The following is a 19,710-nucleotide window of genomic DNA, read 5'->3' as shown; positions in this document are numbered from 1 at the left end:
GCCTTCCCGCCTAGTGCAGCCGTTCCGGCATCGGCACGCTGACCCCGGGCTCGGAAGCCGGCAGCGCCGACATAGGCTCTGAGGTTGCGCGAATACGGCGCCTCAAGACTGCCGTCGGTTCCGCGGGCCCTACGCCAGGCGAGGCCGCGCCGCGCCAGGCGTTCGACATGGCCTCCACCACCAGCGGCAGGTCGCGCAAGCGGTGGAACTGGCTGCGCAGCCAGCGGGAATCGTTGCCGCTGCGCATGGATTCGTCGCGCAGGGCAGCGATCATGTCACCCGTGCCCAGCTCTTCCGCCACCGGCATCAGGCGCTGGAACAGGTTGCGCAGGTGGTCCATCAGCCGCAGACGCTGGCCGTCCGGCGTCACATAGCTGCCCTGCAGACCGAAGCGGCAGGCCTGGAAGTGGTTGCTGCGGTAGGACAGCCAAGCGCCGTCGCCCGGGTCGCCCTCGCGCATCAGCAGCACCGCCAGGGCCTGGGCGAAGGCTGCCAGCTGGCAAGCCCGCTCGACCGTCAGCGGCGTGTCGCATACGCGGATTTCGACGGTGCCGAATTCCGGCTTGGGACGAATGTCCCAGTACAGGTCCTTGATGCTTTCCGCCAGGCCATAGGCGCGCAGCTGCGCCAGATGGGCCTCGAACTGGTACCAGTCCTTCACTTCGGGCGGCATGTGGCCGGCCAGCGGGAAGCTGTTGACCGCGTTCAGGCGCGAGCACGAAAACAAGGTGTCCACCCCCTCGCAATAGGGCGACGAGGCCGACAAGGCGATAAAGTGCGGCACATAGGGCGACAGGCGGCGCAACAGTTTGATGGAATCGTCGCCGCTCTTGACGCCCAGGTGGATATGCTGGCCGAAGACCGTAAATTGACGCGCCAGGTAACCGTACATTTCGGCCAGGTACTGGAAGCGCGGGGTGTCCGAAATGGACCGTTCCTGCCAACGCATGAAGGGGTGGGCGCCGCCGCCGGCGACCGACACGCCCACGGCGTCCGCCGCTTCGATCAGCGCGTCGCGCATTTCGCGCATCTCGGCCAGGAGGCCCATGGGGTGCTCGTGCACCGAGGAATTCAGTTCAATCATGGACCGCGTGATTTCCGGTTTAACGCGGTCGGCGATGGGGTGGTTGGCCATTTGGGCCAGCAGCTCGTCCGAGGCTGCGGTCAGGTCAAAACTGCGCGGGTCTATCAGTTGCAGCTCGAGCTCGATGCCCAGGGTGTTGGGGGCCGACGAAATGAACGGGATCTGTTCCATCTCGGACTCCTTTCTGAATGTTTGATGAGGGTGTGCGCCGTTCGACCTTGAAGCCCGGAAACAGCCCGGGGGGCACTAGACGGCAGCTTGTGCACGCATGATAGCCGCTGTTTTGTGGCAAGAAGATGGAAAATCGTGACATTTATGTGCAACATCACGAAGCAATCGGTTTTTCCCTGTGAAGGAAAGTGAGCGAGCGCTCACGGCATAGAAACGGCGCGGCCTCCCGGCCTGCGGCAGCCGGACAGCAAGCGCTCAAGGGGCTTCCGAGAGGGGGTGGGACAACCCTTATAAGGGTTATCCCTGAACTATTTCCGCCAAAAAATAGGGGTGAACAGCACCAGCACCGTCAGCAGTTCCAGGCGCCCGATCAGCATCGCGAAGGTGCAGACCCAGATCTGGAAATCGGACAGGACGGCGAAGTTGCCCATGGGGCCTACCGGGCCCAGGCCGGGGCCGGTGTTGTTGACGCTGGCGAAAACGGCCGAGAAGGCGGTGATCGGATCCAGGCCGGACAGGAGCAGCAGGCTGGTGAAAACGGCGATGGAAAGGCCGTAGAACAGCATGAAGGCCAGCACCGACGACATGGTGCGGGTCTCGACCGCGCGGCCATTGATACGCACCGGACTGACCGCGTGCGGGTGCAACATTGTTACCAGCTCGTTGCGCGCCTGCTTAACCAGCAGGATCGCCCGGATCATCTTGATGCCGCCCCCGGTCGACCCGGCCGACGTGGCAAAGCCCGACAGCAGCAGCATGGTCAGCGGCGCGAACAGCGGCCACTGCGCGAAGTCGGTATTGGCGTAGCCCGTGGTGGTCGCCATGGAAATCGTGTTGAACATGCCGTAGCGCAGCGCCTGCAGCGGGTCTTCATAGACCCCTTTCAGGAACAGGAACACCGAGATGACCAGCCCCACTCCCAAGACCACCACCAGGTAGGGAATCGCCTCCGGACAGCGCACGTAGGCGCGCGCGCTGCGCTGGCGGAAGGCGTTGAAGTGGGTAGCGAAGTTGATGCCCGCGATCAGCATGAACACCATCGCCACCATTTCCACCGCCACCGAATCGAAATGGGCGAAGCCATCGTCCCAGGTCGAAAAGCCGCCCAGGCCCATGGTGGTGGCCATATGGCACCAGGCCTCGAACCACGACAGCCCGACCGCCCGATAGGCCAGGAAGCACAGGATGGAGAACACGAAATAGACCGCGTACAGCGCCTTGGCGGTGCTGGCGATGCGGGGCGTGAGCCGTTCGTCCTTCATCGGCCCGGGCGTTTCCGCCCGCACCACCTGGTGTCCGCCCACCCCGAGCAGGGGCAGAATGGCCACGGCCAGCACCAGGATGCCCATGCCGCCGATCCAGATCAGCGTGGCCCGCCACAGGTTGATCGACGGGGGCAAGGTGTCCAGATTGGTCAGGACGGTGGCGCCGGTGGTGGTCAGGCCCGACATGGCCTCGAAATAGGCGCCGGTAAACGACAGCGGCAAGCCGGCGCCGTGGAAGTAGAGCAGCAGCGGAATGGCCGCCAGCAGGGGCAGGCCCGCCCACACGGCCGACACCAGCACGAAGCCATCGCGCGCCCGCAGCTCGCAGCGGGCGCGGCGCGTTATCGCGGCCAGGCCCCCGCCTATGCCCACCGAGATCAGGAACCCGTCCAGGAAGGCCTCGCGCGCGCCGTCGCCGCCCACGTAGGCGACGGTCAGCGGGATCAGCATGGTGAGCGCGAACATCACCATCGTCAGGCCCAGGATGTAGAGGGTGCCCAGAACGCGCTTCATGGAGCTATCCGGCCGCGCGCGGCCCGCGCAGTAGGAAGGAGGCGGCGCGCATCAGAAGAACGACGCCGAGACTTGGAACAGCTTTTCCACGCGCGGCATCTGCCGGCGCGAGGGCACGAAAACGATGACGTGGTCGTCGGATTCGATCACGGTGTCGGCGTCCGGCAGGATGATTTCGTCTTCCCGCACCAGGGCGCCGATGCTGGCGCCCTTGGGCAGGCTGATCTGCCCGACCGCGCGCCCCACCACCTTGGAGGTGGAGCGGTCGCCGTGGGCGATGGCCTCCAGCGCTTCCGCCACGCCTTGGCGCAGCCGGTGCACGGCGGCCACGTCGCCGCGGCGCACGTGCCGCAGGAGTTCGCTCATGGTGGCCTGGGACGGCGACACCGCGATGTCGATATGGCTGCCCTGCATCAGTTCGCCGTAGGCCTGGCGGTTGATCAGCGCAATCACCTTGCGCGCGCCCAGGCGCTTGGCCAGCAGCGAGGACATGATGTTGTCCTCGTCGTCGCTGGTCAGCGCCAGCCAGGTGTCCATGTCCTCGATGTTCTCGCGTTCCAGCAGCGCTTCGTCGGTGCCGCTGCCGTGCAGCACCAGCACGCTGTCGGGCAGCTGGGTCGCCAGGTATTCGCAGCGCTTCTGGTCGCGCTCGATGATGCGGACGCTGTATTTTTCCTCGGCCAGCTGGCGCGCCAGGCGCAGGCCGATATTGCCGCCGCCCGCGATCATCACGCGGCGCACGGCGCGCTCGGCCTCGCGCAGCTGCCGCACGGCGCGGCGCGCATCGCGCGAGTCGACCACCAGCACCACCTCGTCGCCCGGGGCGATGACGGTGCCGCTGCCAGCCCGCAGCGGCCGGCCGCCGCGCAGCACGTCGATCACGCGCGCTTTCACGTCGGGCCAGACGTCGCGCAGCTTGTCGACCGGCGAATGGGCCATCGGGCTGCCCGCCCCGACCCGCACGGTCACGACGCTGACCCGCCCTTCGGCGAACTCCACCACCTGCAAAGCCTCGGGGAACTCGATCAGGCTGTGCAGATAGGTGGTGACGCTGCGCTCGGGGCTGATCAGGGCGTCGATGCAGAAGCCCTCTTCGCTCATGAGTTCCGGGTGCTCGGCGAACTCGACCGAGCGGATGCGGGCGATGCGGCGGGGAATGTTGAACAGCTGGCGCGCGATCTTGCAGGCCACCATATTGGCCGAATCCGAGGCCGCACAGGCGATCAGCAGATCGGTGTCGGCGGCGCCGGCGGCCTCCAGCACCGATACCTGCGAGCCGTCGCCATGGACGACACGCAGGTCGAAGTGTTCTTGCAGGTATTGGAGCTGGACAGGATCCGAGTCGATCACCGTGATGTCGTTCTCTTCGGACACCAGGTTCTCGGCCACGCTGGTGCCTACGCGACCAGCGCCCATGATCAGGATCTTCATGAGCTCCGCTTGCGGGCGGACTCGATGCCCAATTGCTTGAGCTTGCGGTACAGGTGGGTGCGTTCCAGCCCCGTGCGTTCCGACACGCGGGTCATGCTGTGGCTTTCGCGGACCAGGTGGTATTCAAAATAGATGCGCTCGAATTCGTCGCGCGCCTCGCGCAGCGGCTGGTCCAGCGAAATGCTGCCGAGTTGGCCGTTGGACGTGACCGGAACTTCGTTGGCCGGCGCGGCGGCGGCGACCGGGGGATCGAGCTCGTCTTCCAGCGCCACCGCGGCGCTGGCGACGGCCGGATGCGCGGCGGCAGGCGCCGGATGCGGCGCGCGCCCGCGCGCCAGGCCGGCGGCGACGGTCTTCAGCAGACGCTGCAGCGTGATCGGTTTTTCAAGGAAGTCCATGGCGCCGATGCGCGTGGCCTCGACTGCCGTGTCGATGGTGGCATGGCCGCTCATCATGATCACGGGCATGTCCAACAGACCTTGCGAGCCCCATTCCTTGAGCAGGCTGACGCCGTCCGTGTCCGGCATCCAGATGTCCAGCAACACCAGGTCAGGACGCATGCGCAAGCGTGCGGCGCGCGCTTGCGCCGCGTTTTCAGCCAGCTCGACCGTGTGTCCTTCGTCGTATAGGATTTCCGACAAAAGCTCGCGTATACCGACTTCGTCGTCAACCACCAGAATTCTGGCCATAAAGCATCCACCTATTGCGTAGCCGCATTATCCTTTTCTTGCGCGGTCGCGTCCATAGTATCGGCCTCGGAAGCCAGCCGGGTCAACAATATGGAGATCCGCGCGCCCCCTTCCTTGCGGTTCGCAAGGTCGATACGCCCGCCGTGTTCTTCCACGATCTTGCGTACGATTGCCAATCCTAACCCAGTCCCGTGGGACTTGGTGGTGACGTAGGGCTCGAACGCGCGCTGCATGACCTGGGGAGGAAAGCCCGGGCCCGTATCGGCGACCGTGAATCTGAGCGCCTGATGGGCCGCCCGGTCGGGCTGCTCGCTGCGCATGAGCTGCGTGGTCACGCTGACCCGCCCTTGCCCGCCCTGCTCGGCGATCGCGTCGCGGGCATTGGACATCAGGTTGTGGATCACCTGGCGCAACTGGGTGGGATCGCCCTCGATGAGCGGCAGGTCCGGCGCCAGCGTCACGTCCAGATTCAGGGCCTTTTCGGCCAGGCGCGACGCACCGCCTTCGGGCTCCCAGCCGTACAGCGACAGCACGTCCGCCACCAGGGCGTTGAAGTCGATGCGCTGCATCACGGCTGGCGGCGTGCGGGCATATTCGCGGAAATCGTCCACCATCTGCTTGAGCGATGCCACCTGGTTGACGATGGTATTGGTGGACCTTTCCACGATCTGGGCCTCGGCGGGCGGCAGCTTGCCCTCCAGCTTCATCGCCAGGCGCTCGGCCGACAGCTGGATCGGCGTCAGCGGGTTCTTGATCTCGTGCGCCAGCCGGCGGGCGACCTCGCCCCAGGCCACGGTCCGGTTGGCCGAGATCACTTCGGTGATGTCGTCAAACACCACCAAATAGCCGTTGCCGCGCCCATCCACGCGCAGATGCGTGCCGCGCGCCAGCAGGGTCAGGGGCTGCGCCCCGGCGGGCGCGTCATCCTGGCCCGGAGCGATCTCGAATTGCTGCTGCCAGTGCTGGCGCTCGGAACCCACCGCGGCATGGGCGGAAAAGGCCTGCCGCACGATGTTGGCGAACTCAAGCATGCCGGCCACCGTCTCCAGCGGCCGGCCGATCACCGAACGCAGGTCCGCGCCCAGGATGGTCTGGGCGCCCTGGTTGACGGTGGTGACGCGGAACGATTCGTCGAACACCAGCACCCCGGAGGACAGGTTCGACAGCACGCTTTCCAGATAGACATTGGAGCGTTCCAGCTGTTGCCGGTTGCTCTCGACCATGCGGCGGGCCTCGTCGAGCTGGCGCGTCATGGCATTGAAGGAACGCGTGAGCTGGCCGACTTCGTCGCGCTCGGGCGGCTCGGGCAAAGGCCGGTAGTCGCCCACGCCCACGGCCTGCGTGCCGCCCGCCAGGCTGAGCAGCGGGCGCACCAGCCGTTTGGACAGCGATAGCGCCACCGCGATGGCGCCGAAGGCCGCCAGCAGCAAGGCCAGGGTCAGGGTGATGCCATACAGCTTGCGCAGGCCCAGCCGCGACAGCGCCAGCTCCTGGTAGTCGCGAAAACCCTGCTGCACCAGATTGGCGTTATGGGCGATCTGCTCGGGCACCGGCTGCAGCAGCTGCAGCCAGCGCGGTTCGGACGCCGCCCCCAACAGGTTGTCGTAGCGGTCGGGGCCCGTCAGCGGGATCACCACCCGCAGATGCAGCCCACCTTCGGCGCCGGGAGTCACGGGGTCATCGGCCTCGGCGGCGGAATAGCCGCGCGCCAGCCGCAATTGGTTCATGACGGTGGACGGCGGCGTCGCCGGCAGCAGTTGCCCGTACTGGCTGGTGGAGAACGCGATCATGCGCCCGCTGCCGGTGAAGACCATGGCTTCCTGCACGCCGTTGGCCTCGCGCAGCCGCGTCAAGGCAAGCGTCACGCCGCTGTCGGAGCTGCGGTTCAGTTCCATGGCCATGGAGCGCGCGCGCGCGTCCAGGTCGGCCAGCAGCGAGTCCAGCGCGGCCCGGCCCAGGTTCAGGCCCGCCTCCAGCGCCGTGTCCACGCGCACGTTGAACCAGGATTCGATCGAGCGCGACATGAACTGCACCGACACGGTGTAGATCAGGGCGCCGGGCACCACGCCGATCAGCGCGAACGCCAGGGAAAAGCGGGCCGTCAGCCGCGCGCCGAACTGACGCCGGCGGATCTGCCGCGCCAGCCTCACGGTCAGCGCCACCACCCAGATGAAGAGCGCCAGCGCAAAAATGCCGTTCAGCACCAGCAGCGTGTCGTAGTAGCGCGCAAAGCGCGAGGCATTGCCGGTGGACCACGCCAGCAGCCCCAGCAATGCCAGGCCGCTTGCGGCGCCAACCATCAGGGCCAGCCGAAGCACAAGCCTCATGACGGGTCTTTCTCCTTGTCGCTGAGCACGAACGTGAAGTCCATCCACGGCGTCGACTGTACCCAGGAGCTGCTGTTCAGGGCGTTGACCTGGAAGGGCCGCGGCAACAGCGACGTATCCAGGCGCAGGCGCAACTGGCCGCCGTACAGCACACCCGCATCGAAGTCGGCGGCATCCGCCACCGGCCAATTGCGGATGTGCCGGATGACCCCCATGGCGTCATCCAGCGAGGCGACGGGGAAGGTCAGTTCGCCCACGCCCACCCGCCATTGCCGGGTCAGGGCGTTGTAGATGATGCGCCAGGTGCGGGACGTGTCGACCAGGGACTTGTCGAACCACCACCAGCGCTCGCGGTTGATGTTGAGATCAGCGGTTAAGTAGAGCGGAACACCACGCTGGGCCGCGTCCCGCAGTTGCTGGTTCAGTTCGAACTCGATGTCCGCGTCGATTTCCAATTTGCCGTCGCGCACCGCCGGGCGAACTTCGGTGACTTTGGGTTCAGCCCCATGCGCCTGCCCGCCCGGCACGAAGGAAAGCAAGGCAGATGCGAGCAACAACCCGAGAAATAAGCGCGGAATAATGGACATACGGCACCGGAACTACGTCATGCCCCCTATTCTTGGCGATTCAGGACTGCTTGGCAAACAAGGCGTAGAAAAACCCGTCGCGCTGCGCCGCAGGTGTTGCATCGACCGCAACTGGCAGCAATTGGCCGGGCGCGTCCAGCCGCTGCGCCTCCGGGTGGCGCTGCATGAACTCCAGCGCCTGGCGCGTGCCCTCGATCGGGAAGATCGAGCAGGTCACGTAGAGCAGCCGCCCGCCGGGCGCCACGGTACGCCAGAGCGCGTCCAGGATGCTGGCCTGCAGGGTGGCGGTGCGACGCACGTCGTTCTCGCGCCGCAGCCAGCGGATGTCGGGATGGCGGCGCACGATACCCGAGGCCGTGCAGGGCACGTCGGCCAGCACGGCGTCGAACGGCTTGCCGTCCCACCAGGCGTCCAGGTCCGCCGCATCCGCCGCTTTCAATTGGACACGGTCGCTTGCCAGGCCCAGCCGGTCCAGATTCTGCCCGACGCGGGCCAACCGGTCGGCATCGGCATCCAGCGCCAAGAGGTCGATATCGGCCAGCTCCAGCAGGTGGGCGGTCTTGCCGCCGGGGGCCGAGCAGGCGTCCAGCACCCGCATGCCATCGGCGGGCGCCAGCAGCTCGGCCGCCAGCTGCGCGCCGGCGTCCTGCACCGACCACCAGCCCTCGGCAAAACCGGGCAATTGCGCCACCGGCTTGGGCGTGGCCAGCACCAGGCCGGACTGGCCCACGGGCTCGGCCGCCAGGCCCACGGCCTGGAAGGCGGCCAACACCTGTTCGCGGCTGGCGCGGCGGCGGTTGACGCGCAGCGTCAGCGGCGCTGGCAGGTTGGCCGCGGCCAGGATCTCGCGCCACTCGCGCGGGTAAGCCACGCTCAGCTGCTTGACCCACCAGCCGGGGTGGTTCCATTGGGCCTCGGGGCTATCCGCCACGGCAGCCTCGAGCGCCGCGCGCTCGCGCAGGAAACGGCGCAGGCAGGCGTTGAGCATGCCCTTATAGGAAGCCAGGGCGCGGCTGCGGGAGGCCGCCGTCACGGCCTGATCCACCACCGTGTGCGCCGCGTAGACCGGCATGCCCGGCAGGGCTGCCGCGGCGTCGCCCTCTTCCTTCAGCAGGGTCAGCGACACCAGCAGCAGCGATTCGAACAGCACGCTGGGATAGCGCTGCACCATCTCGCGGCCCACGGCGTCGGCCCAGCCCAGATAGCGCATCGCATGGAACGACACGGCCTGCGTGGCGGGCCGCAAGGACGATTCCACGCCGGCCAGCGCGTCCGTCAGGGAGCGGCCGTCCAGCACGCCCTCGACCACCTCCGCGCTGGAAAGCAGGACGGAGGACAGCGGAGGGGCCAGATTGGGGGAGTCGGAACGCGTGGACATGATGCAAATTCAGGAGATAAGACCGCTATGGTAGCCGGACCTGGACGAATGGCGGCCGTCACGGCACACTGGCCCCAGCCACGGAGCCCCTCATGACCCTCGCCACCCTGCTGCTCTTCATCCTGGCCTCGGCCGTCACCATCATCACGCCAGGCCCCACCGTCCTGCTCGCCATGAGCAACGGTTCGCGCCACGGCGTGCGCGCGGCCTGCTGGGGCATGGCCGGCGCGGTACTGGCCGACCTGATCCTGATCGGCGCGGTGGCGTCGGGCCTGGGCGTGGTGCTGGCGGCGTCCGAAATCGCCTTCCAGCTCATCAAATGGGTGGGCGCGGCCTATCTGGCCTATCTGGGCTGGAAGATGCTGCGCTCGGACGCGGCGCTGGTCATGCCTGCCGCCCAGGCGGACGCCCGGCGTCCGGCCGGCCTGGCGCTAGGCCTGCGCAGCTTCGCGGTGGCGCTGACCAACCCCAAGGCGCTGCTGTTCATGTCCGCCTTCCTGCCCCAGTTCATCAATCCGGCCGCCCCTCTGCTGGCGCAATACGCCGTGCTGGCCGGGGTCATGGCGCTGATGAACATTGCCGTGATGCTGGCCTACGCCGCGCTGGGCGCCCAGATGGTGCGCGCCTTCCAGGGCGCCGGCCTGCGCTGGCTGAACCGCGTCTGCGGGGGGCTGCTGATTGGGCTGGCGGGGACCCTGGCCTTGTACCGGCGCAGCGCGCCTTGAGCGGTTTTCCCCGCGGCGAGGCCGCCCGCTAGGCCCGCCCCAGCTGTCGCGACAAAAAGCTGCAGGTCGCCACCAGCAGCTTGGCACACTCGGCCACGTTGCCCTCCATGCGGTGCTTGGGTCCGGCAACCGCCACGGCCAGCGTCTCGTTGTTGATGGTAAGCGTCGTCGCGACTGCCCACACGTCGTAGACGTTCTCGCCCCGGGTCACGAAATAGCCGTTCTTGCGGCTTTCCAGAATGTCCTGGATCAGCGCCGCATGCTCCGTCTTGGTCTCCGGCGTGATCGCGGCCAGTTGCTGGTCTTCCAGCCATGCGCGCAGCTCGCGCTCCTTCAGGGTGCCCAGGAAGGCCTTGCCGATGGAACTCGAATGCAGCGGCTTGAACTCCCCGGGCTTGGCCGAATAGCGGATGGAGTGCAGCCCCTCGATGACCTGCAGGTAGATCGCCGATTCGCCCAGGCGCTTGCCCAGGATCACGGTTTCGCGCGTGGAATCGCGCAGCCGCTCCAGGACCTGGGTGACGTGCTCGATGAACGGATCTTTGGCCAGGATGTCGCTCGTCACGTCATACATGCGTTTGGTGGGATACAGCGTGCGCGGACGGTTCAGCGTGTACAGGTAGCCGCGCGCCGTCAGCGTCGAAACGATGGCATGGCAGGTGCTCTTGGGAATGCCGGCCGCCTCGGCCAGGTCGGTCAGCGATAAAGGCCGTTCGTTGGCCTGAAACGCTTCAAAGACGTCAAGCACACGCTCGACGCCGGTCACCGTGACTCCAGACATGGCGCTTCCTTCATGGAAAGTGGGATAGCCGAAATTCAGCCCGCTGAATAAATCCGATAAATCCGTTCCGTTCCCGATTTGCCGCAGGATTTTGTTCGTAATACCGAACAACTGTCCTTGTTCCCGAATATTTTGCTTCATACCATCCTCAGCACGCAATACACCTCGACGGAGATCAGAAAGCGTGCAGACGAACAAGGACATCGCGGTAGAGGAGCGCGCAGGCGGCGAAGTGTGGGTCACCATCGAGCGGCCGCACAAGCACAACGCGCTTGCCCGCACGGTGCTCACCAAACTCGGCCAGGCAGTGCTGGCGGCGGGCGCGCGCAAGGATACGCGCTTCGTCGTGCTGACCGGCGCCGGCGACCGGTTCTTCGCGGCGGGCGGCGATCTGGTGGAACTGGCCGACGTGCGCGAAGAAGCCGCAGCCATCGACATGGCCGAACAATCCCGCGCCGCGCTGGACGCAGTGCGCAACTGCCCTGTACCGGTGCTGGCCTACCTGAACGGCGACGCGATCGGCGGCGGCGCCGAGCTGGCCCTGGCCTGCGACATGCGCATGCTGGCCAGCCACGCGCACATCGGCTTCATCCAGGCGCGTCTGGCCATCTCGTCCGTGTGGGGCGGCGGCGTCGATCTGTGCCAATTGGCCGGCGGCGCCCGCGCCATGCGCATGATGAGCCGCGGCGAACTGATAGACGCGCCGCTGGCGTTGGACTGGGGCCTGGCCGACGCCATCGTCTCCGACGGGCCAGCGGGCGCGGACATGCAGGCCTTCCTCAAGCCGCTGCGACTCAGCGCGCCGCAGGTACTGCGGGCCATCAAGGCGCAAACCGCGGCCTGGCGCCAAGGCGCATCGTACGAGGCGCGCCGCGCCGTCGAACGGCAGCACGCGATCGGCACCTGGCTGCATGAGGATCACTGGCGCGCGTCCGACGCGTTTCTTGCGAGGAGTGCCAAATGAGCGCCGACCAGAATCGCGAACCGCGCGACATGGAACCGCAACTGAGTTCCACCAGCCCCAGCGGCATCGAAGTCCCCACCAGCGTCGGCGCGGACGCGGTCGATCCCGCCCGCATCGGCGCGCCCGGCGAGTATCCCTACACGCGGGGGATCTTTCCCGACGGCTATCAAGGCCGCCTCTGGACCATACGCCAGTACTCCGGCTTCGGCACCGCGGAAGAATCCAACGAACGCTACAAGTTCTTGCTGGAAAAAGGGCAGACCGGCCTGTCCGTCGCGCTGGACCTGCCCACGCAGTGCGGCCTGGATCCGGTACACCCGATGGCGCGTCCGGAGATCGGCAAGGTGGGGGTATCGCTCTCCAACCTGAGCGAGGCCGAGATCCTGTTCAAGGACCTGGACCTGTCGAAGATCTCGACCTCGTTCACGATCAACGGCACGGCCGCCATCATCTACGCCATGTATCTGGCCGTGGCGGACAAGCAGAACGTTCCGCGCGAAAAGCTCACCGGCACCATCCAGAACGACATCCTCAAAGAGTACGTGGCGCGTGGCACCTGGATCTTCCCGGTGCGCCCTTCGATGCGGCTGATCGCGGATTCGATCCTGTATTCCAACGAGGTCTCCCCGCGCTTCAATCCCATCAGCATCGCAGGCGCGCACGTGCGCGACGCCGGTTCCACGGCGGCCGAGGAAATGGCCTACACGTTGGCCAATGGCCTGGCCTACGTGGAGGAGCTGCGCGCGCGCGGCGGAGACGTCGAGAAGTTCGCCAAGCGCCTGTCGTTCTTCTTTTACGTCCACATGGACTTCTTCGACGAGATCGCCAAGTTCCGCGCCGGCCGCAGGCTCTGGGCCCGCCTGATGAAGGAACGCTACGGCGTGAAGGACCCGAAAGCGCAGCACTTCCGCTTCGGCGTGGTGTGCGGCGGTTCCTCACTGGTGGCGCCCCAGCCCTACAACAACGTCGTGCGCGTGGCGGTGGAAACCATGGCTGCCGTGCTGGGCGGCGCGCAATCCATCTTCACCTGCGCCTTCGACGAGGCGTTCCAGATCCCCACCGAATTCTCGGCCGAGCTGGCCGTGCGCACGCAACAGATCATTGCTTTCGAGAGCGGCATAGGCCGCACGGTCGACCCCTTGGGCGGCAGCTATTTCCTGGAGCAGCACACCGACCGGATGGAAGCGCAAATCACCAAGGTGATGGACGAAATCGACGCCTACGGCGGCGTGATTCCAGCCATCGAGGATGGCTGGATCCAGCTGCGCCTGGCCGAGCGCGGCCTGGAGCGCAAACTCAACACCGATTCCGGCCACAACGCGATCATCGGCCAGAACTACTTCAGGAAGGCGGACGAAGAGATCAAGGTCGGCGAGGTCTTCAAGCTGGATCCGACCGTGGCCGAGCGCGCGCTCGAAAAGTACCAACGGGTACTGGACACGCGCCGCCAATCCGAGGTCGACCGCGCGCTGTCCCGGCTTTCCGCCGTGGCCGCCAAGGACAACGAGAACATCATGCCCTACCTCGTGGAGTGCTGCCACGCCTACGCCACCGTGGGCGAAATGGTGGAGCGCCTGAAGGAAAAGTGGGGCGAATTCAAGGAGCCGGTGAATCTATGAGCGCCCAACAGACCTCTGCCGCCCTGGCGGCCAAGCGTATCCTGATCGGCAAGCCCGGCCTGGACGGCCACGATATCGGCGCCAAGATCGTCGCGCTGACACTGCGCAACGCAGGCGCGGAAGTCATCTACACCGGCCTGCGCCGCAGCCCGCTGCAGATCGCGCAGGTCGCGGTGGACGAAGGCGTGGACGCGGTCGGCCTGAGCATCCTGTCCGGCAGCCACCGAGAGCTGGTCGCCGAGGTCATGGCGCAGCTGCGTGAACTGCGGGCGCACGGCGTGAAGGTCTTCGTGGGCGGCACCATTCCCGCCGAAGACTGGCCCTACCTGAAAGAACTGGGCGTGGCGGCGATCTTCACCGCAGACATGCCGCTGGACGACATGGTCCGGGCCCTGGCGCAGAGCCTGTCATGAACGCGCCGCTCGCGGGGATCCGGATCGTCGAAGTCGGCCACATGCTGGCCGGCCCCTATTGCGGCCTGATGCTGGCCGACATGGGCGCCGAGGTCATCAAGATCGAAACGCCCGAAGGCGATATCGGTCGCAGCGTCAGCCCCCATTTCGTGGGCCCGCACAACGCCTACTTCGCCAGCCTGAACCGCAACAAGAAGAGCGTGGTGCTCGACCTGGCCGGCGACGAGGGTCGCGCGGCGCTGGGGCGCATCGTCGAAACCTCGCACGCGCTGGTGACCAACCTGCGGCCTTCGGCCATCCGCAAGCTCGGCCTCACCTACGACGCGCTGCGGCGCTGGAACGAACGGCTGGTCTGCGTGGCGTTGACCGGTTATGGACTGGACGGCCCCTACGCGGACAATCCCGCCTACGACTATGTCATCCAGGCGATGACGGGCGTCATGGCGTTGACCGGCGACCCCGACGCGCCGCCCACCAAGGCCGGCTATTCGGCGGTCGACAACTCCGCCGGCCTGGTGGCCGCGGTAGGACTGCTGGCCAAGATCGTGCAGGGCCAGGGCGGCCAGGTCGACGTGGCGATGTACGACGTCATGCTCTCGCAGCTCAACTACCTGGCAGGCGCGGCGCTGAACGCGGGCGAAACCATAGAGCGCCTGGCGGACTCCTCGCACCCCTATGTAGTGCCGGCGCAGATTTTCGCGACGGCGAACGGCTGGCTCACGCTGTTCATCACCCACGACAAATTCTGGCAGACCTTCTGCGGCGAAATCGGTCGCCCCGAATGGATCGCGGACCCGAAGTTCGCCACCATGGCGGGACGCCGCAAGCACAGGGCCGAGGTCATCGCCGCCATCGCGCAAGTGCTGCGCCAGGCGCCCGCCAGCGCGTGGGTGCGCCGCCTGAGCCCGCTGGGCGTGGTGGTGGCCGAGGTCGGCACCTTGAATGCGGCGCTTTCCAGCGACATCACCGCTGCCCGCGAACTGGTCGTGGCACTGGGCGATGGCCGCCTGCCGCTGCAGGCCGTGGCCAGCCCGATCCGCTTCCAGGGGTATGCCCCCGCCTATGGCTTGCCCCCGCTGCTGGACGAGCACGGCGACGAAGTGCTGGGCAGGGTCAGGACATGAGCGCCCCGCCCCTGGACCGCTGGGCGCTGAGCCGCGCGCTCACGCGCATGGCCAACGCCGACGCTGCTGAAGTTGCGCGCTTCGCGCTGCGCGACGCGACGTCGCACGCCGCCCGGCGGATCGGCATCACAGGAGCTCCCGGCGCCGGCAAGAGCACCCTGGTCGGACACCTGGCGCTGGAACGCGCGCCGCAGGGACGGCTGGGCGTGCTGGCCGTCGATCCGAGCAGCCCGAAGAGCGGCGGCGCCATCCTGGGCGACCGCGTGCGCATGGACGACCTGGCCGGCATCGACGACTTGTACATCCGCTCGTTGGGTTCGCGCCGCACTTGCGACGGGCTGGCCGACAACCTGCCCGAGATGCTCGACATCATGGACGAGTTCGGTTTCGACGAAGTGCTTCTGGAGACGGTCGGCATCGGCCAGGCCGAGTATGCAGCCCGTGCGCAAGTCGACACGCTGGTGCTGGTCCTGCTGCCCGAAAGCGGCGACATGGTCCAGGCCATGAAGGCCGGCATCATGGAAATGGCCGACATCTACGTCGTGAACAAGGCGGACCTGCCGGGCGCGAAAAGAATGGCCACCGACATACAGCGCATCGCCGCTGTGAACCGGCAACCGGAGGGAGCGTGGCGCGCGCCGGTGCTGCTGGCCTCGTCCACGCAACCGGACTCGATCCAGGCGCTATCGGAAGCCATAGACCGGCATCAAGCCTGGCGCGCCACCGACCCGGCACGGCGCCAGCGCCTGCGCGCCGAGCGGCTGCGCTACCGGCTGCGGCGCATGCTCGAAATGCGCATCGCACATGCCATCTCGCACGCGGACGATGGCTTGTTCGACGCCCCACTACGCCAGCAGATGAGCCGGATACTCGCCGCAGCCGGCGCCACGCTCGATTCTTGACCCCCGGGGACCCGTCATGCTCACACGCCTGTTCGCATCGCTGTTGACCGCCGTCTGCATCGCCGCGCCGGCTGCAGGCGCGGACGCCGCATTTCCAGACAAGCCTGTCAGGATCATCGTCCCGCAGACGCCGGGCGGCGCCTCCGATGTGCTGGCCCGCATCATCGGCCAGAAGCTCACGGCCAAATGGGGCCAACCAGTAGTGGTGGAAAACCACGCCGGCGCGGGCGGCAATGTGGGTATGGAACTGGTCGTGCGCGCCGCGCCCGACGGCTACACCCTGCTGATGAGCTACGTCGGCACCCAAGCCATCAACGGCGCGCTGTACCGCAAGCTTTCCTTTGATCCTGTCGGGGATTTCGCGCCGGTCGCCACGCTGGCCACCCTGCCCTTCGTGATGGTGACCCGGGCGGACTCGCCGTTCAAGACCGTTGCCGCGGTCGTGGCTGCCGCGCGCACGTCGCACATCACCTACGGCTCGGCCGGCAATGGCTCCGTCAATCACCTGCTGGGGGAGATGTTCAACGCCGCCACCGGCGTCAAGCTCACGCACATTCCCTACCGGGGCGCGGCGCCGGCGCTGCAGGACTTGATGGGAGGACGGATCCAGGTGGTGTTCACCAGCCTGCCCTCCGTCATCGGCGCCCTCAAGAGTGCCACCCTTTATCCGATTGCCGTCACCAGCGCGCGCCCCGCCGCCGCATTCGACAGCATTCCAACCATCGCGCAGGCCGGGTTCAAGGACTTCGACGTCAATCCGTGGTTCGGCCTCATGGCCCCCGGACGCACGCCCCCCGCGTTGATCCAAAAGATCAATAGCGACGTGAACGACATCCTGCGCACGCCGGAAGTCGCGGCCAGCTTCGCAGCGCAGGGCGCCGAACCCTACATCACGCAGCCGGATGAGTTCGCGGAGATCCTGCGGGTCGATGCCCTGAAGTGGGGCGAAGTGGTGCACGCCTCCGGCGCGCAAGTGGATTGATCCATGTCGCGCGCGCTGATCCGGTCGTTGAAGAAGACGCAGCGCCTGGGAGCGCATGCCCAGGCATCGACCGCGCAGCGGCAGGACGCGCGTTCGGCCGCGCTATCGCTGTTGCAACGCAGTGTGAGATTCAAGCATGACCGCCTGGCCGTCCTGCGGCTGGCGAACGCGGTACAGCTGGGCGCCAACGTCGACGAGACGCTGTGGGATTACTGCCTTGCGGTAGCAAGCAATTTGGCGGACCCGACGCAGTTGCAGAAGGTCCTGACGCTGCGCCGCGGCGCGACGGACCAGCCGACCGGCGGCACAACGCCGGCGGAACCGAACCCCAGGAGACAGGCATGAGAACTTCTTCCTATCGCTGTTCGTTGCGCAAGCTTCCGTCGCCAGGCCGCCGCGTCATGGCGTCCCTGTTCTGCCTCGCGTCCTGTGCCCCCGCCTGGGCCCTGGCAAGCGGCGACGTCATCAAGATCGGCGTGCTGGCCGACATGTCGGGCATCTATTCGGACATGGGCGGCGCCGGCATCACCGAGGCGGTCAGGATGGCCATTGCCGATTTCGGCGGCCAGGTCCACGGCAAGAAGATCGAGGTCGTCACGTCCAATCATTCGGCCAAGCCCGACGTCGCGGCGACCGCGGCGCGCGGCTGGTTCGACACCCAAGGGGTGGACATGATCATCAGCGGCCCCAGCTCGGGCACCAGCCTGGCCATCGCCACGGTCGCGGCGGAGAAAAGGAAGATCGTCATCGTCACGGGCGGCGTCGCCGCCCAGCTGACCAACGAGGAATGCTCGCCGTACACGGTCCACTACCTCTATGACACGGTGGCCCTGGCCCGCGGCACCGGCACCGCCATGACGCGGCAAGGCGGCAAGACCTGGTACTTCCTGACCGTCGACTACGCCTTCGGCAAGTCGCTGGAGAAAGAGACCACGGAGGTCGTCAAGGCCAATGGCGGCAGCGTGCTGGGCAGCGTGCGCCATCCCCTGTCCACCCCCGATTTCTCGTCCTTCCTGTTGCAGGCCAAAGCCTCGGGCGCGCAAGTCCTGGGACTGGCCAACGGCGGCGCCGACACCATCAACTCCGTCAAGGCCGCGAGCGAGTTCGGCCTCTCTTCGTCGATGAAACTGGCGGGTTTGATGCTGTTCATCACCGACGTGCATGCGCTGGGGCTGGAGCAGACCCGCGGCATCAACCTGACCGAAGCCTGGTACTGGGACTCGGACGACAAATCGCGCGCCTGGGCCGCCCGCTTCCAGCAGAAGATGAACAAGATGCCCACCAGCATGCAGGCAGCCAGCTACTCGGCCACGCTGCACTATCTGCAGGCTGTCCAGCACGCGGCGACCAGCCAGGCCGAGGACGTGATGGCGCAGATGCGGAAAGAGAAAATCAACGACATGTACACGCAAAACGGCTACATCCGGGAGGACGGCCGCATGGTCCACGATCTGCGGCTCATGGAAATCAAGAGCCCGGCCGAATCCAAGGGGCCTTGGGACTATTACAAGCAGGTGCAGATGATTCCCGGAGAGCAGGCGTTTGCCTCCAAGGCGGAATCCAAGTGCAAGTTCTGGAACTGATGAAAACGCCGTCCGAGTGTTTGAAGACCAGAGTGGTTTGGTAACTACCAATACATCAAGGAGACATGGATCATGACTACTTCAGTGAATCAGGTAAGCGCTTCGGAAAACGTCAAGCAAGCCATCGAAAGCGGTAAGGGCCTGCCAATTCTCGACGTCGGCCCCTATCTGGCCGGCGAACCCGGCGCGCTCGAACAGTTGGCGGCCGACGTGCGTTGGATCCAGGAAAACCTGGGCTTCTTCGCCATCGTCAACCATGGCATTCCGCAGGAACTCATCGACGAATCATTCCGCCAGACCGCCCAGCTCTTCGAGATCCCGATGGAAGAAAAGCTCAGGCACCGGGTCGGCTTCCACCACCAGGGCTATCTGCCGCCCAAGGCATCGATCCTGCAATCGACCGCCATCAAAGAGAAGATCGCGCTCAATACCAAGAAGGACACCAATGCCGCGTGGCTCTTCATGCGCAACCGCACGGCCGACGATCCCAAGGTCGTCGCCAATGTGCGGCACCGCGGCCTGAACCAATGGCCCGAAAGCCTGCCGGAATTCCGCAAGACGCTGTTCACCTACCAGACCTCCATGGAGGCGCTCGCGACCAAGCTGCTGCCGATCTATGCGCGGGCGCTGGATCTCCCGGCCGAGTATTTCAACGACATGTTCAAGGCACCCGAGTACTACCAGCGCTGCGCTTACTACCATCCGGAAGAACGAATGGAGGAAGGCCAGTACGCCCTGGCCCCGCACTCCGACGGCAGCTTCCTGACGCTGCTGCCGATGACGCCGGTGCCGGGCCTGCAGGTCATGACGCCTTCCAAGGAATGGCTCAACGTGACCTACGTCAAGGACGCGCTGATCGTGAACACCGGCCAGGTCCTCAACCGCCTGTCCAATGACCGCTTCATCGCCACCCCGCACCGCGTGGTCAATCCGCCGATGAAGCGCTACGCGCTCACGTTCTTCTTCTACCCCGACGACGACGCCAACGTCGGCCCCATCCCGGCCTGTGTCAAACCGGGCGAAAAGGCCAAGTACGACTCCCGCTCCTTCTACGACTTCTTCGTGCCCTACCTGGACGATCTGTACCACTACAACGATCCCAAGTTCATGAGCGAAGTCGAGCCCGAAGGCATCCGTTCGCAAGCCTGACGGCGTGCGGCTGCGGGCGGCAG

General features: G+C 66.3%; 18 protein-coding genes. 10 read left to right on the top strand and 8 right to left on the bottom strand.

The genetic code is table 11. The features are described from left to right. Positions 1 to 10: 10 nt before the first annotated feature. The 7 genes from ACZ5YA_RS24420 to rsmB form a co-directional block, all read right to left on the bottom strand. Positions 11 to 1,255 carry a YbdK family carboxylate-amine ligase gene (locus tag ACZ5YA_RS24420; RefSeq protein WP_059378196.1) on the bottom strand — a complete coding sequence of 415 codons (1,245 nt, stop codon included), beginning with the start codon at positions 1,253 to 1,255 and terminating at the stop codon, positions 11 to 13. A gap of 308 nt (positions 1,256 to 1,563) precedes the next feature. After that, a complete protein-coding gene (locus ACZ5YA_RS24415; RefSeq protein WP_118935230.1) occupies positions 1,564 to 3,033 on the bottom strand; it encodes a TrkH family potassium uptake protein in 1,470 nt (489 codons plus the stop codon). Between the two features lie 51 nt (positions 3,034 to 3,084). Then, a complete protein-coding gene (gene trkA, locus ACZ5YA_RS24410) occupies positions 3,085 to 4,464 on the bottom strand; it encodes a Trk system potassium transporter TrkA (protein WP_059378200.1) in 1,380 nt (459 codons plus the stop codon). After that, positions 4,461 to 5,153 carry a response regulator gene (locus tag ACZ5YA_RS24405; protein ID WP_059378202.1) on the bottom strand — a complete coding sequence of 231 codons (693 nt, stop codon included), beginning with the start codon at positions 5,151 to 5,153 and terminating at the stop codon, positions 4,461 to 4,463. Before ACZ5YA_RS24405 ends, trkA begins: the two co-directional genes overlap by 4 nt. Positions 5,154 to 5,164: 11 nt before the next feature. Next, positions 5,165 to 7,480 (bottom strand): sensor histidine kinase, encoded by a 2,316-nt coding sequence (locus ACZ5YA_RS24400; RefSeq protein WP_059378204.1) that lies wholly within the window; start codon positions 7,478 to 7,480, stop codon positions 5,165 to 5,167. After that, on the bottom strand, positions 7,477 to 8,067 hold the full coding sequence (locus ACZ5YA_RS24395) for a DUF4390 domain-containing protein (protein ID WP_306634491.1): 591 nt from the start codon (positions 8,065 to 8,067) through the stop codon (positions 7,477 to 7,479). Before ACZ5YA_RS24395 ends, ACZ5YA_RS24400 begins: the two co-directional genes overlap by 4 nt. Positions 8,068 to 8,107: 40 nt before the next feature. Then, positions 8,108 to 9,445, bottom strand: a complete 1,338-nt coding sequence (gene rsmB / locus ACZ5YA_RS24390; protein ID WP_118933572.1) for a 16S rRNA (cytosine(967)-C(5))-methyltransferase RsmB — start codon at positions 9,443 to 9,445, stop codon at positions 8,108 to 8,110. A gap of 92 nt (positions 9,446 to 9,537) precedes the next feature. On the opposite strand from rsmB, the gene ACZ5YA_RS24385 reads away from it, so the two are divergent. Continuing rightward, complete coding sequence (locus ACZ5YA_RS24385) at positions 9,538 to 10,170, top strand: LysE family translocator (protein ID WP_059378206.1); 633 nt, start codon at positions 9,538 to 9,540, stop codon at positions 10,168 to 10,170. A gap of 28 nt (positions 10,171 to 10,198) precedes the next feature. Here the strand turns inward: ACZ5YA_RS24385 and ACZ5YA_RS24380 are convergent, their stop codons facing one another. Then, positions 10,199 to 10,951 carry an IclR family transcriptional regulator gene (locus ACZ5YA_RS24380; protein ID WP_059378207.1) on the bottom strand — a complete coding sequence of 251 codons (753 nt, stop codon included), beginning with the start codon at positions 10,949 to 10,951 and terminating at the stop codon, positions 10,199 to 10,201. Positions 10,952 to 11,135: 184 nt separating this feature from the next. Between ACZ5YA_RS24380 and ACZ5YA_RS24375 the strand changes: the two genes are divergently transcribed. The 9 genes from ACZ5YA_RS24375 to ACZ5YA_RS24335 all read left to right on the top strand — a co-directional run bounded on the left by ACZ5YA_RS24375 (position 11,136) and on the right by ACZ5YA_RS24335 (position 19,687). Then, entirely contained in the window at positions 11,136 to 11,915 is a 780-nt protein-coding gene (locus ACZ5YA_RS24375) for an enoyl-CoA hydratase/isomerase family protein (protein WP_464091337.1), read from the top strand. Beyond that, the gene (locus tag ACZ5YA_RS24370) at positions 11,912 to 13,534 is read left to right on the top strand and encodes an acyl-CoA mutase large subunit family protein (protein WP_118933574.1); all 1,623 of its coding nucleotides are present in this window, start codon (positions 11,912 to 11,914) and stop codon (positions 13,532 to 13,534) included. The genes ACZ5YA_RS24375 and ACZ5YA_RS24370 overlap by 4 nt, the downstream gene beginning before the upstream one ends. Next, positions 13,531 to 13,947, top strand: coding sequence for a cobalamin B12-binding domain-containing protein (locus tag ACZ5YA_RS24365; RefSeq protein ID WP_118933575.1), 417 nt, complete (start codon positions 13,531 to 13,533; stop codon positions 13,945 to 13,947). The genes ACZ5YA_RS24370 and ACZ5YA_RS24365 overlap by 4 nt, the downstream gene beginning before the upstream one ends. Beyond that, positions 13,944 to 15,071, top strand: a complete 1,128-nt coding sequence (locus tag ACZ5YA_RS24360; RefSeq protein WP_059378211.1) for a CaiB/BaiF CoA transferase family protein — start codon at positions 13,944 to 13,946, stop codon at positions 15,069 to 15,071. Before ACZ5YA_RS24365 ends, ACZ5YA_RS24360 begins: the two co-directional genes overlap by 4 nt. Further along, positions 15,068 to 15,973 (top strand): ArgK/MeaB family GTPase, encoded by a 906-nt coding sequence (locus tag ACZ5YA_RS24355; protein ID WP_464091336.1) that lies wholly within the window; start codon positions 15,068 to 15,070, stop codon positions 15,971 to 15,973. The genes ACZ5YA_RS24360 and ACZ5YA_RS24355 overlap by 4 nt, the downstream gene beginning before the upstream one ends. Before the next feature lie 16 nt (positions 15,974 to 15,989). Beyond that, the gene (locus tag ACZ5YA_RS24350; protein ID WP_464091335.1) at positions 15,990 to 16,955 is read left to right on the top strand and encodes a Bug family tripartite tricarboxylate transporter substrate binding protein; all 966 of its coding nucleotides are present in this window, start codon (positions 15,990 to 15,992) and stop codon (positions 16,953 to 16,955) included. Positions 16,956 to 16,958: 3 nt separating this feature from the next. After that, on the top strand, positions 16,959 to 17,300 hold the full coding sequence (locus ACZ5YA_RS24345) for a hypothetical protein (protein WP_464091334.1): 342 nt from the start codon (positions 16,959 to 16,961) through the stop codon (positions 17,298 to 17,300). Continuing rightward, positions 17,297 to 18,538 carry an ABC transporter substrate-binding protein gene (locus ACZ5YA_RS24340; protein WP_464091333.1) on the top strand — a complete coding sequence of 414 codons (1,242 nt, stop codon included), beginning with the start codon at positions 17,297 to 17,299 and terminating at the stop codon, positions 18,536 to 18,538. Before ACZ5YA_RS24345 ends, ACZ5YA_RS24340 begins: the two co-directional genes overlap by 4 nt. A 72-nt stretch (positions 18,539 to 18,610) precedes the next feature. Next, positions 18,611 to 19,687 (top strand): isopenicillin N synthase family dioxygenase, encoded by a 1,077-nt coding sequence (locus ACZ5YA_RS24335; protein ID WP_464091332.1) that lies wholly within the window; start codon positions 18,611 to 18,613, stop codon positions 19,685 to 19,687. The last annotated feature ends 23 nt before the right edge of the window (positions 19,688 to 19,710 follow it).

It is taken from the genome of Achromobacter sp. JCM 18799, from assembly GCF_055395645.1.
Note: the sequence above shows the minus strand (reverse complement) of the source record. Positions and strands in the feature narration are given on the sequence as shown.